Genomic DNA, 13,623 nt, shown 5'->3' with positions numbered 1-13,623 from the left:
CTTTAGACTCTTACAACCTCGGATCGAGTGGTTCGCTTTCTAATGCCATTACACCAAAAACGCATTCATGTACTCTGCGCAGTGGTTCTCGTCGCCCAAAGCGGAGCAAGCCTTCCACACCTAGTGAAAATTCTCGTAAGGCAAGCGACCTCTTCTTCCGCAATCCCCGTACTCGTAAGCGTTCCAGGTGTTCTTCTTCTGTATAGTCGGGACCATAGATGATACGTAAATACTCACGGCCCCGACATTTAACAGCGGGTTGAATCAATCCACGCTCCCCTTTTACGACAAAGGATTTAGGTTTAACCACCATTCCTTCACCACCATGTGAGATCATCTCTTCCCACCACTTCACCGTATCTGCTCGAGATTCTTCATCTTTAAGGTTTACCACTCGATAGCGCGTCGCTAATAGGAAATCAGGGTCTGCTTGACTAAGAAGCGCTAACTCCTCCATGTGCCAGACATGATCTTGATCGATATGAACCTTGCCTTCTGTTGCTAACAAATGAAACGGAGCTAACTTTAAGTCTGAGAGACTCTCCACTTTCCAGCAATAATTTCGATATGCAGAGACAAACCGCTCACTGTTCTTCCATCGTCGCCGGTACTGCTCAAGAAGTGAGTGCACGGGTAACTCCCTTTCTTCAGCCTTCTCCAACATCTCTATAACTTGTGGCAATGCATTCTGGGAGGCCGCACCTACAGCAGCATACTGTTGCCGCAATAATTCTTGTGCCTTTGCCGACCATGGCATCAGTTCACTATCGAGGCAAACCCAATCTGTTTGCCACCTTTCCCACAGCTTTGCCTTCCCCATCGCTTGTTGTATACGCAAAATAAATTGAGACTCTAACTGATCATCATCAAAAAAGCTTCTACCTGTGCGCGTATAACACACACCCATTTTGCCATCTGTGATCCCAAATCGAACTTTTGCAGTCATTTCATTTCGACATACGATCACAATGGCACGTGAGCCCATGTGTTTCTCCTCACAGACGACTTCCTTCACCCCATGCTGTTCATAATAAGAGAATGCTTCCTGCGGATGTTCCAGCCATCCCTCCAGTTGCGATGTATCGGAAGGAGACATCGTTGGCGGTAAATAGATCAACCACTTCGGATCAATTGCAAAGCGGCTCATCGTCTCTAGCGCAACTGCGGATTGTCCCACTTCAATTGTCACATCACGATTCCACGTTGCAATCCGCCGTTTTCCTATGACATCCTCTAGATAAAGTTGATCGTCAGACTGCTGCTGCACATCTCTATGTTCGTTCTCTTCATCATCAGAAATTGGATTCTCATTTTTAAATGGACGAATGGACTCTACATACATTTGCTGTGCGGGCACAGAAACCGTCTCCTGTTCAGGATAACGTAACGCGGTCAATGCTCCACCAAAGACGCAACCCGTATCAATGTTGACTGTACCATTAAGCCACTCTGGTTCAGCAACAGGTGTATGACCGTATACAACCATGGCCTGACCACGATAATCTTTCGCCCACTTTAAGCGAACCGGTAATCCATACTCATCCTTCTCCCCCGTCGTTTCTCCATAAAGGGCAAAGTCTCGTACTTTCGAAGATGCACGTCCATGCATCAACTCTTTTAATCCAGCATGGGCAACGACAAGCTTACCCGCATCTAACACATAATGACTAACTAAGCCGTCTAAGAATGAAGAAGCTTTCTTTACGAAGGAATCTGATTCCTGCGCTAATTGTTCAAGGGATTCCTCCATTCCATGACGTACCGTCACATCTCGACCTTTTAGTTTGCGCGCTAATTTAGCATCGTGGTTTCCTGCAACGCAGAATGCAACGCCTTGCTCCACCATCGCCATCACCAACTTAAGTACTTCCGGTGTCTTCGGCCCTCGATCGACGAGATCGCCCACAAAGATTGCTCGCCTCCCATCCTCATGTGAAACCATATAGCTTTGCTCATTGTCCTCGTTCATTTGTTCCTCTATGACATACCCTAGCTTCTCTAATAACAAGACGAACTCATCATAACATCCGTGGATGTCCCCAATAATATCGAATGGACCTTTCTCTTCTTTTCGATTGGTCCATGCCTTGCGCTGGCTTACCGTCACAGATTCAATATCAGCAACAGAGCGCAACCGATGAATATAACGGAACCCTTCCCGCTTCAATCCCCGAAGCGACCGGTGCAATTGCTGTACCTGCCGACGTACCACGTATGCACCGAAGTTCCGATCGCCACGGTCTTGATTTCGTTGCTGGCATACCTCCTCTGGCACATCTAATACAATTGCTACAGGCATAAAATGATAAATACGGGCCAACTCAATGAATGTTTGTCGTGCTTCCTTCTGTACATTTGTAGCATCAATTACCGTTAGTCTGCCTTTTTCCAGACGTTTGCGAGCAATATAATGTAACACTTCAAATGCTTCCTTACTCACTGATTGATCATTCTCATCATCTGCCACCAACCCACGACAAACGTCAGAGGACAAAATTTGCGTGGGGAGGAAATGTTGCTTGGCAAAGGTAGATTTCCCTGCTCCTGATGGCCCGATCAAAATGACCAAGGAGCACTCTGGTATCGAAATTTCCATCATTGTTCGCTCCCTCTCCACTTCTCTCTTTTAGCTATTTTTTTTGTAAATACAGCCATTTGTGTAGGTGAACCCACCTCTTCATCCACAGGTCCGATGGGGTGAGATAATACTTCATACCCAAATGTGTCAGCCACCTGCTGCGACCACTTGGAAAATTGCGCTCTCGTCCATTCGAAGCGATGATCCCCGTGTCGAAACTTACCATGCGGAAGATTAGCAAAGAGCTTGTTATACTCTGCATTGGGAGTAGTCACGATAACTGTTTTTGGCTGGGCAAAAGCAAAACATGCCCGCTCAAAAGCTTGCAAACGAGCCTCGTCCAAATGCTCAATTACTTCTACTACAGTGGCAGCATCAAACCCAACCAGGCGTTTATCCGCGTACAACAGGGAGCCTTGCACCAAACGAATACGCTGCCCTTTTCCATCTACCTGCCCATCGAGACACAATCGAGACTTTGCTCTTTCCAGCACTATCGGCGATACATCCATTCCTACAAGTTCGGTTATGGTTGGTTCACGCAACATGTATTGGAGTAGCTTCCCTTCACCACACCCAAGATCAAGCACACGCTCTGCTCTCTTCTCCACTAATACCTTGGTAACACTTTCGTATCTTTGTTGGTTTAGACTTTTCTCCTTTCTTTCAAGATGAGACGTATGAGATGTGTCTTCTTGCTCTTCATCTGCCAATCTCGCTAATGCAGCTTTCACCAACTTTGTTCGATTCCCTAGGTAACGTGCTGTAATCACCTGTTGTTCAGGGTGGTCAATTAGCCAACTAGCTCCATGTTTTAAGAGTTTCTCCTTTTCGTCCTCTCCAATCCAATAATGCTTATCACGATCTAGGACAGGCAAGAGTACATACAGATGAGAAAGCAGTGTTTGCAAAGAACAGTGATTTTTCAGGGTAACTCGATAGTATCCGCTTTTTCCCCATTCTGGAAATTGATCATCTAGCATTGCATCTTTAACATCTATCTCATAACCAAGTGGCTCAAACAATTTGCGTAGAAAGACTTCTCCTCCCCTACTGGAAACCACAGATAGCATCGCTTCTAGACGCAATTTTTCCTGAACACGTCCCGCGCGCTCTTTGCTTCTACCATTGAGAGCACTACCAAACACTTTAGCAATCGCGCTACTCATAAAAGAAGAAGCAACATACGGTCGATCATTAACATAATGCCCCAGAGTTGGCGACTCTCCTTTTACCTTTTTACGCCCACGCACCAAACCAATTGGGTCCAGATCAAGCAGTAAAGCTACTTGAGACTGCTCCTCACTTAATAGTGGGTAAAAGATATGGGCTTTCCCAAAAGAGAGAGAAAAAGTTTGTAAACGATCCGGGTGCTTATGTAGAAGGAACCCTAAATCGCTGGGTGCAGAATCAATTAAAGTAATTGTTAGTAACACATCTTTCACTCCAAGCTATACATTAGTAATCATCATACACATTTAAAAATTAAAGGGATTATACAACTATATTAATTAGATTATATATTTCATCATAAATAATAGCTAATAAATTGCTTGTACAATCTATTAATATCACCATCACACATTGAATGAAGACCACTAGTCTCTACCATCCATTGAAATTAACTAACTTAAATGATATAATCAAAAAATGGATTGATTGGGAAAAATCCTTTTAGCGATATTTAAAAAATACGAATATAACTGATATCACTTATTAACGGGAAAGGAAGTATACCTATGGATGTGAATAATCTCCAGAAAGTTTTTAATGATAAAGAAGAAACACCTGCTTTTGCTGGCGCGGTTCTGATTAGCAAAACAAAAACCCTATACGAACAGCAATATGGACTAGCTAATAGAAGTGAAGAAATCCCCATAACGCCACATACGAGATTTGGCATGGCGTCAGGTTGTAAAATATTCACTGCCGTGGCAATTTGTCAACTAGTGGAGCAGGGATTAGTAGAGTTTAGCACCAAAATTAAAGATTGTCTCCCTATCTCTTATCAATATATTGACCCTGATATTACGGTTAGCCAACTTCTAACCCACAGTTCCGGTGTTCCTGATTATTTCGACGAAGAGATCATGGACGACTATGAAGAGCTATGGCGGGATAAGCCCATGTACTCCATGAATCATCCCAAAGACTTTTTACCGATGTTCCAAAACCAACAGATGAAATTTAAGAGTGGTAAGCAGTTTTCCTATAGTAATTCTGGCTACATACTATTGGGCTTACTTATTGAAGAGCTAACGGGTATGACCTTTGTCGATTACATAGAGAAAAATATTTTTGAGCGTTGTAATATGAAACAATCAGGTTATTTCCGAATGGATATGTTGCCTAAAAACGTAGCTATTGGATACATCGATGATGATCATCTCTCCTCTTGGAGAACAAACGTATATTCACTTCCTTTAAAAGGAGGACCGGATGGTGGTGCTTATACAACTACACACGACTTAGATCTTTTCTGGGGTTCACTTCTCAATAACCAATTATTGTCCAAATCATATACTGATCTATTACTAACCCCTCACATAGAAGTAGACGAGGGCTTGTACTATGGATACGGCGTCTGGATTTCTATGCATAACGATGAAGTATTTAAGTACTTTATCTTCGGATATGATCCTGGTGTCCGACTAAGTTCATCTGTATATGCAAAATCCCATATACACAGCCATATCCTGTCTAATGTAAATATTAATGTAAATATGTACGCACGTGAAATTGATAAACTAGTAAAGACTACTATCTAAAGAAGTGCTATGAGGATGCCTCATTTGTACACCGGGCATCCTCTATATATAGATTACGAAATCTAGACAGCCAAAAAAGTTGCTAAGTAAAGGTCATAGGCAACACTAGAAGATATAAAGAGGTAGTCATCCCTTTACCTTTTCCTTTTATGTATGATCTTCTTTAAGATGAATATATATATCCATCCAATGATTTGAATGATCATGCTTCCTATACCAGCAATAATGTATATAACGGCTTCCAGTTCAATAATATTCCCCTCAACATAACCTCCGATTATAAATATAGTAGTAATCAATAATATAATCCAGTTGAAAATACCCCAGAGTGAAGGGGCTCGAGGTTTATACAGCGATGAGGATTGACAAGTCCTAAAGAATCCTCATCGCTTACTTCTATATTAAAGGAAAGAGTAGTTATACACAGATACTAGTTACCATTATACACCTGACCAAAAATTAGATTGACACTCTCCCACAATACGTGCTCTTCCACTCATCACTAGAAGGATTTAAGACGTGTTATCACGAATCGAAAAGAAAATGAGTTCATATACTCTGAACGTGTTCATGTCTGGTCAAGATCATCACTATTGTGGGAGGCGGCTATGAGCCAAGTGAAGGACACATCAGTAGTTCAAGGGTTATCCCAATCAGGAAGATCCACCCCTCGGGAGAATAGTCTTTTATCTGCACTCTCTCCGAAAGAGGACCAAGTGATTTTAACCTGGACAGGGATTCGCAAAGTGCTAGCACCACTGATCTATCAGCTTGAGTCAGAAGAGACTGTGCAAATTGGTCTTTGTGTAGCGATCTATAACAAACTATGGTCTGTCTTTACCGCGCAAGCAAAAGGAGATACGTTAAATCAAGAAGGTTTATGGTCATGGTTATGTATGCAAAATGAGCAAGTGGTTCAATATCGCACGCCACAAGAGAATCAATATTGGAAACAAACATTAACTCAGTTAAAACCATTTCTCTTGCGACACACCCCGCTTTCACCCTCCACAACTTCAAGTAGCTTCACGGGACAGTAATGTAGGGACGAATTTGCTCCACTGTTTTCTCACCAATTCCGCTGACTTCCTTTATCTCATCTATCGTGGAAAACAAACCATGTTCACTGCGATAAGCAATGATGGCTGCTGCTTTCGTCGGCCCAATTCCCGGAATTCGCTCTAACTCATCTGCACTGGCACGATTTAGATTTACTTTGTCACCCTCTGCACTTCCTTCTTTCCCCGCTTGTTGAGAATACGAGGTGGGAAGCTCTTCTCCTTCCGTTGGAATATATACTACCATCCCATCTGTAAGTGGCTGGGCTCGGTTGATGCGGGAAATATCTGCTCCCGAAGAAAGTCCACCTGCTTTAGCGATGGCATCTTCTACACGGGCATCATTTTCTAACTGAAGCACTCCTGGATGTTTCACCGCTCCTTTCACATCTATTACCACCGTCGATTTTTCCTCAGTTACTTCCGGTGTGTCCACTTTCTCTTTTACTTCAGCAGATTGAGCAATCGGGAGGTATTCTGGTGCATCCTCTTTCTGGCCATCTTCAAACCATCCAACATATATGACTAAGCCTGCTATCACTATAATCAATAACCCGATGGTACCTGCCATCCATCGTTCCCTCGGAGTCCACTCACCTGGTAGCATTTTTGCTTCTCCCCTTCTCTACAGTATCCAATCATAATTCCCTTTTCTTATGCGTACATATAGACAGAGAGTAACGTAGCATATCACATAACAAAACCACCTCAAGGAGGTAAAAGTACCCATGAATATAGGGTTTATTGGGACGGGAAGCATGGGAACAATGTTAGTTGAATCCTTCATTGAAGCAGAAGCCCTCCAACCGTCCGAAATCATGGTATATAATCGGACTCCAGCAAAAGCACACAAATTAGTGGAAGCACATCCAGGTATTCAGATGGCCAGTAGTAACGCACAAATATCTCAACAATGTCCTTGTCTATTTCTCTGCATCAAACCAAAAGAATATCGAACTGTGATTGAAGAAATTCATTCCTACATCCAACCTGCACAAATGGTGATCTCCATTACCAGTCCTGTATTAATAGAAGATTTAGAAAAATATTTGAGGGCAAAAATCGCTAAAGTAATTCCAAGCATTACACATGCAGGTTTAAGTGGAGCATCGCTTTATATTCCGGGCACACGCTTAACGGAGGCAGATGAGATCTTTTTACACAATCTCATGTCTAAAATTAGCACTCCGCTGCCAGTAGATGAAAATTATACGCGTATCGCTTCAGACCTGGCTTCATGTGCACCCGCCTTCATTTCTAATATCTTTCAGCAGTTGATTGAAGCCGCCGTCAAAGAAACCGGACTGCCACGCGAAGTGGCTACTCCGCTCGTCATTCATATGGCATCCGGTGTGGGGACACTGTTAGCACAGGGGAAATTTTCACTTAAAGGCTTGGAGAAGCGCGTCGCCGTCCCTGGCGGGATTACAAAAGAGGGATTGAAACGCTTAGAATCTCAGTTTGTTCCTGTTTTTCGTGATCTCTTTCACATCACTCATAAGAAATATGGTCAAGATATATCGGAAGTAAAAGCAATGTTTGAAAAAATGCACGTTGAACAGTAACCCACCGTACAGGAGTAAAATACGTAATCGTGAAGATGCAGGCGGGATTCCCCACCTGCATTTATTATTTTGCTTTCACTATTTCTACATCGACTCTATATAATTCCTTCAACAAACAAGGGATATTTCCTTTAATATGATAATCCTTTATCCTCTTAACCTTTTTAGGTTGCGGGTCGGTTTACGCCTGTTCTTTTCTTTTCTTGATTGGCTTCAACTGCAGAACCTAAAGGTTCTCCTTTCTGAGCCAACTGATCATCGCGTGCCTTACTACTTCCTACAGAGGGCATTTGATCCTCTATATACTGACCATTTTTCTTCTTCATCGCTACTCCCCCCTTCTAAAGCGAGATCCATTCTTCATCTATCCTGCGTCTTATTTGGTTTCTCTATACAAAAAAAGAAGAGGGCTGTATCGCCCTCTCCCCCTCTAACTCATCACTTCGCTACAATATTAACCAACTTACCCGGGATGACAATTACTTTGCGAATCGTTTTATGTTCCACTTGTGCTTGCACCCGCTCATCGGCGAGAACCCTCTTTTCGATCTCTTCCTGACTCGCCTCTTTAGCAACGACTACTTTACTTCTCACTTTTCCATTCACTTGCACTGCTAATTCCACTTCATTTTGAACCAAGGCTGTAGGGTCAAAAGAAGGCCAGCTCTCTTTATGAATACTGGTGGTATGCCCCAGTCTACTCCACATCTCCTCTGTAACATGAGGCACAAATGGTGCGAGCAACAGCAACGTGCTTTCAATTGCATCTGCCAATGTCCCTCGATCCGCCTCTTCAGGATAGAGGTAGATGGCGTTTACCAATTCCATAATGGCACTAACCGCAGTGTTATACTGATCACGCTCTTCGATATCATCCGTCACCTTTTTGATCGACTGATGCGTTAAGCGGTGTAAAGACTGAGCAGCTTTATCTGTCAGTACAGGATGCGAGCGAGTCCCCTGGAAGAGAGAATGATGCTGCTCCACCATCCGCCATACCCGATTTATAAAGCGATAGCTTCCCTCTACACCCGCATCGCTCCATTCCATATCCCGCTCAGGAGGAGCTGCGAATAAGATGAAGAGACGGGCGGTATCTGCACCATAACGTTCAATAATCTCCAATGGACCGACAACATTGCCCTTTGATTTAGACATTTTGGCCCCGTCTTTGTTCACCATTCCCTGTGGCAATAAACTTTTAAACGGTTCGTCTGCTCCCACCATTCCTGCATCATACAGTACTTTCATAAAGAAGCGCGAGTAGAGAAGATGCAACACAGCATGTTCGATCCCACCAATATATTGATCGACCCCCATCCAACGATTCGCTTTTGCTGGATCGAATGGAAGTTGATCATTATGTGGATCGGTATAGCGTAGGAAATACCATGATGAATCCATAAAGGTATCCATCGTATCGGTTTCCCGCCGCGCTTTACCATTACAACTTGGACAACGGGTCTCCACAAAAGAAGCTGAAGTGGCTAATGGGTTGCTCTTGCCATCAAACACCACATCTTGGGGCAACATAACAGGTAGCTCTTCTTTCGGAACGGGCACCGTACCACAAGCATCACAATAGACAAATGGAATGGGACAACCCCAATACCGTTGGCGTGATACCAACCAGTCACGCAAGCGGTAATCGGTATGCGGGCCGCCTTTTCCTTGCTCTTGCAGGTGCTCAGAGATAGCAGTAATCGCTTGATCACTGTCTAATCCATTGAAGCTTCCTGAGTTGATTAACGTGCCACTCGCTGTGTATGCTCCCTCTATCTCCTCCTCTGTTCTTGGCTGAATCACTTGTCGGATCGGGAGTCCATACTTATGAGCAAATTGATAGTCACGCTCATCATGTGCCGGAACTCCCATCACAGCACCGGTACCATAGTCGCCTAAGACATAATTGGCCACCCAGACTGGAATTTCCGCCCCTGTGAGCGGGTGAACCGCCACTGCCCCTGTATCATACCCCACTTTATCATTATCGCCTGATGTCCGTTCAATATCAGTCGCCCGCTTCATCTCTTCTACAAAAGAGAGGATTTGTTCTTCGTTTGGTTTACCCGCAATCAGTGCCTTTAGCTCAGGGTGCTCAGGTGCAAGTACCACATAGGAGGAGCCGTATAACGTATCTGGACGGGTGGTAAAGACTGAAATGGACGTTTGTAATTGCGGCAGGAAGAAGTCGACCATCGCACCTTCACTTCTCCCGATCCAATTTCGTTGCATGCTCTTGATGCGCTCCGGCCATTTGGGCAGTCGATCTAACCCCTCCAATAACCCATCTGCATACTCTGTAATCCGCAGGAACCACTGCTCCAATTCTTTCTTCGTCACTTCGCTATCGCAACGCCAACACAGGCCGTTCTCCACCTGTTCGTTGGCTAAGACCGTACTACAGGTAGGACACCAGTTTACCGCCGCTTTTTTACGATAGGCTAATCCACGCTCATAAAACAGGAGAAACAACCATTGAGTAAAACGGTAATAATCCGGCTCGCATGTCCCCACATAACGATCCCAGTCGTAAGATACTCCTAGAAGTTTCTGCTCCCGCTTAATCTTCTCCATATTGGCACGAGTCCACTCACCTGGATCAACACCACGCTTAATAGCTGCATTTTCCGCCGGCAACCCAAACGCATCTGCTCCCATCGGATGAAGAACTTCATAGCCCCGCATTCGTTTGAAACGAGCAACCACATCTCCAATAGAATAGACGCGCACATGCCCCATATGTAGTCCTTCTCCAGATGGATATGGGAACTGCTCTAATGCATAATACTTTGGTTTTACCGCCTCATCATCGGTGCGGTCCACTTTGTGCTCGGCCCATGCTTGTTGCCATTTAGGTTCGATTTCATTTGCTTGATACTTCTGCATCCTATTCACCTCAACAAAATAGTAAAACCTCCCGCCCCCAGCTTATAGCTAGGGACGAGAGGTTGAATTCACAACTCCCGCGGTACCACCCTGGTTACATCAGAAGAATTCCTGATGTCCCTTGAAGCATCGTTAACGCCGATGAGACGCCAAAGAGTACTTGTCTTCCCCTTTGGAGCGATAAAGGCGAGTTCACGAAAACAATCTGATCGGCTTCCAGCAAACACCGACTCTCTGAGCAGATTATTCTTCCCTACTACTCCTCATCATAGCTGTGCGTTCTTGATTTTAATCAGTATTATATGCAATCTGCCAGGAGAATGTCAACGTTTTTTTGAAACTTTTTTCCCATATGTGTCTTACTGTACTTGAACGTGTTGGGCATCTCCCCACAGTCGTTCCAAACCATAGAAATCCCGCTCATCTTTGTGGAAAACATGAACCACGACATCACCGAGATCGATCAGCACCCACCGCGCTTGGTCATACCCTTCGATTCCTTTGAACAAGATGTTCTCCTCCTGCGCGTATTTCTTTATCGCAGTTGCAATCGCCTGCACTTGGGTTTCCGAATTTCCCTGACAGATGACAAAGTAATCGGCGACGACTGACAACCCACGAATATCCATGATGGTAACACGCTGAGCTTTTTTCTCCTCGGCAGCTGCGGCCACCTTTTTTGCTAATTCCACTAGATTCAATGAGATTCCTCCTTACAATTTTTTCTTTCATCCTCGCTCAGTTGATCATAGAGATCATTATACGCTAGTAGCGTCAACGGGTACACCTTTTGTTGTTGCTGCAGTAAAAATTGGACCGTGTTTCGAAGCGCCGACATCACCGCTAGGTCTAAACTGCCCTCAGCTTGCACACGCACCTCTTCGACTCCAGGAAAGCGACGACCGGGTTCGATATAGTCTGCTAAGAATATCACTTTTTCCAAAAGCGACATCCCAGGACGTCCCGAGGTGTGATAACGGATGGCATTAAGAACATCGACTTCCTCTACACCAAATTGTTCCCGTGCCACCTCGGCTCCAACAGGACCATGCCACAGTTCTTTATGAAATTGGAGTAATTCTACCGGCAGATGACATCGAGTAATCCATGTAGCAAGCTCTTTACGCGACCAATACTTGCAGTAGTCATGAAGCAATGCCGCCTGAATTGCATATTCGGATTCAATTCCTATTTTCTTCGCCAACTTTACTGCCGTTTCCTGTACTCGCACTGTGTGTTGCCAGCGGGCGGGGGGCAACGCCGCCTCTACTATCTTGTGCCAATTTTCACGTCTCATATAGTTTATGCTCCTCTACATACAATCTGACTCCGACAGGGGTCAAGTATTGGAGAGAACGCCCCCGTTTAATTTGATTGCGCAGATAGGTAGAAGAAAGATGAACAGAAACATCCAGCGGCACACGAGTAAATTTTTCGCGAATCCACGACGGCATATTTTCTTCATCCATCGTTACCCCTGCACGATCAATCCCCAATATGTGAACCACTTGAATGATATCTTTTATTTTGTACCAAGATGACAAGTCATTAACCATATCTGCACCCACCATTAAAAAAAACTCATGATGGGGATACAGCTTGGTCAGCGCTTCTACCGTTCTGACTGTATAGGAACGCCCCGCTTGCTCCACCTCTATCGCCTTCACATACAAAGATGGATGATCTTGGGTAGCCAGTTCTACCATGCGCAAGCGATGCCATGCTGGCGTCACCTCTTGCTCTTTCTTATGAGGGGGATCACCAGCAGGAATGAGCCATATTTCGTCCAATCCCATTTGTTGACGAGTTTGGTCCGCAATGATGAGATGACCTATGTGGATAGGATCAAATGTCCCACCAAATAATCCAATCTTCATGACTCCAACACCACTTTTTCCATCTCTATTAAGGGTGCCTCTTTTCCAGTCCATAAGTGGTATGCCAACGCAGCCTGATGAATCAACATGCCTATACCATGATGAAGACGAGCACCTTTTAGTTTAGCCGCCTGTAACAAAGGAGTGGTATGGGGTTTATAAATCAAGTCGCTCACCACCAGTCGATCATGGAGAAGAGCAGGATCTATAGGGGATTGATCGCTATGAGGAACCATCCCTACCGATGTCGTCTGTACTAAGAGAGTATACTCACTCAGTCCCAGCCGCTGTAATTCTTGTGTAGACTTGATGGATAAAAACGGTGCCGACGGATGTTGTGCACTAAGAGAATCCAGCAGTTCTTCCGCCTTAGCTCTCGTCCGATTTACAATCGTAATTGCCTCTATCCCGTAGGATGCAAGCGCATGTGCCACTGCACGAGCGGCACCACCAGCCCCCAGGATCAAGACTCGTTGACCCTTAAGGGAGATCCCTGTCTTTGCAACAAGTGAGCGCACATATCCCTCACCATCTGTGTTATAACCGATCCACTTGCCATTTCGACACACCACCGTGTTAACCGCTCCCATACACGCTGCCGTCTCATCCAGTTCATCCATCCATGAACACATAGCTACTTTATGTGGTATAGTGACATTCCATCCTACTGCGCCTAAGCTTTTTAACCCATGAACCGCTCCTTCTAACTCGGCCGGTGCAACATCAAATGCAAGATAACGGTAGTTTAAGCCCTGCATACGAAAAGCATGATTCATCATGAGAGGAGAGTGGGAATGACGCACCGGGTGACCCAAAAGAGCGACCAACCTCGTTTCTGCCGTAATGTCTTCTCGATTACTCCACAGGTGCTCTTTCAACATGAATCCT

At 44.6% G+C, this 13,623-nt stretch carries 12 protein-coding genes and 1 other annotated feature; of the genes, 3 read left to right on the top strand and 9 right to left on the bottom strand.

Going from position 1 to position 13,623, the window contains the following annotated elements:
• Positions 1-10: 10 nt before the first annotated feature.
• Both NXZ84_RS02310 and NXZ84_RS02305 read right to left on the bottom strand, forming a co-directional pair.
• A complete protein-coding gene (locus NXZ84_RS02310; RefSeq protein ID WP_258838683.1) occupies positions 11-2,596 on the bottom strand; it encodes a polynucleotide kinase-phosphatase in 2,586 nt (861 codons plus the stop codon).
• Positions 2,596-4,014 carry a 3' terminal RNA ribose 2'-O-methyltransferase Hen1 gene (locus NXZ84_RS02305; protein WP_258838682.1) on the bottom strand — a complete coding sequence of 473 codons (1,419 nt, stop codon included), beginning with the start codon at positions 4,012-4,014 and terminating at the stop codon, positions 2,596-2,598. Before NXZ84_RS02305 ends, NXZ84_RS02310 begins: the two co-directional genes overlap by 1 nt.
• A gap of 303 nt (positions 4,015-4,317) precedes the next feature.
• Here NXZ84_RS02305 and NXZ84_RS02300 point away from each other — a divergent pair, with 303 nt between their 5' ends.
• Complete coding sequence (locus tag NXZ84_RS02300) at positions 4,318-5,346, top strand: serine hydrolase domain-containing protein (protein ID WP_258838681.1); 1,029 nt, start codon at positions 4,318-4,320, stop codon at positions 5,344-5,346.
• Between the two features lie 608 nt (positions 5,347-5,954).
• Complete coding sequence (locus NXZ84_RS02295) at positions 5,955-6,386, top strand: hypothetical protein (protein ID WP_258838680.1); 432 nt, start codon at positions 5,955-5,957, stop codon at positions 6,384-6,386.
• Here NXZ84_RS02295 and NXZ84_RS02290 read toward each other — a convergent pair.
• Complete coding sequence (locus tag NXZ84_RS02290) at positions 6,373-7,011, bottom strand: helix-hairpin-helix domain-containing protein (RefSeq protein ID WP_258838679.1); 639 nt, start codon at positions 7,009-7,011, stop codon at positions 6,373-6,375. The two genes, NXZ84_RS02295 and NXZ84_RS02290, sit on opposite strands and share 14 nt — an antisense overlap.
• Positions 7,012-7,132: 121 nt before the next feature.
• On the opposite strand from NXZ84_RS02290, the gene comER reads away from it, so the two are divergent.
• Positions 7,133-7,969: a late competence protein ComER gene (gene comER / locus NXZ84_RS02285; RefSeq protein WP_258838678.1), complete on the top strand. Its 837-nt coding sequence runs from the start codon at positions 7,133-7,135 to the stop codon at positions 7,967-7,969.
• 164 nt (positions 7,970-8,133) lie between these two features.
• On the opposite strand, the gene NXZ84_RS02280 is transcribed toward comER, so the two are convergent.
• From NXZ84_RS02280 to aroE, 6 genes are all read right to left on the bottom strand, one after another.
• Positions 8,134-8,295, bottom strand: a complete 162-nt coding sequence (locus NXZ84_RS02280; protein WP_258838677.1) for a hypothetical protein — start codon at positions 8,293-8,295, stop codon at positions 8,134-8,136.
• Positions 8,296-8,407: 112 nt separating this feature from the next.
• Positions 8,408-10,858, bottom strand: coding sequence for a leucine--tRNA ligase (gene leuS / locus NXZ84_RS02275; protein WP_258838676.1), 2,451 nt, complete (start codon positions 10,856-10,858; stop codon positions 8,408-8,410).
• Positions 10,859-10,905: 47 nt separating this feature from the next.
• Positions 10,906-11,137, bottom strand: a binding site (T-box leader).
• Positions 11,138-11,217: 80 nt separating this feature from the next.
• A complete protein-coding gene (gene rsfS / locus NXZ84_RS02270; RefSeq protein WP_258840308.1) occupies positions 11,218-11,565 on the bottom strand; it encodes a ribosome silencing factor in 348 nt (115 codons plus the stop codon).
• A complete protein-coding gene (yqeK, locus tag NXZ84_RS02265; RefSeq protein ID WP_258838675.1) occupies positions 11,556-12,155 on the bottom strand; it encodes a bis(5'-nucleosyl)-tetraphosphatase (symmetrical) YqeK in 600 nt (199 codons plus the stop codon). The genes rsfS and yqeK overlap by 10 nt, the downstream gene beginning before the upstream one ends.
• Positions 12,145-12,735 (bottom strand): nicotinate-nucleotide adenylyltransferase, encoded by a 591-nt coding sequence (locus NXZ84_RS02260; RefSeq protein WP_258838674.1) that lies wholly within the window; start codon positions 12,733-12,735, stop codon positions 12,145-12,147. The genes yqeK and NXZ84_RS02260 overlap by 11 nt, the downstream gene beginning before the upstream one ends.
• Positions 12,732-13,616, bottom strand: a complete 885-nt coding sequence (gene aroE, locus NXZ84_RS02255) for a shikimate dehydrogenase (protein WP_258838673.1) — start codon at positions 13,614-13,616, stop codon at positions 12,732-12,734. The genes NXZ84_RS02260 and aroE overlap by 4 nt, the downstream gene beginning before the upstream one ends.
• Between the last annotated feature and the right edge of the window lie 7 nt (positions 13,617-13,623).

This window comes from Mechercharimyces sp. CAU 1602 (assembly GCF_024753565.1).
Taxonomy (GTDB): Bacteria; Bacillota; Bacilli; order Thermoactinomycetales; family JANTPT01; genus Mechercharimyces.
The sequence above is the reverse complement of the archived record's forward strand: the minus strand, read 5'-3'. Positions and strand labels throughout refer to the sequence as shown.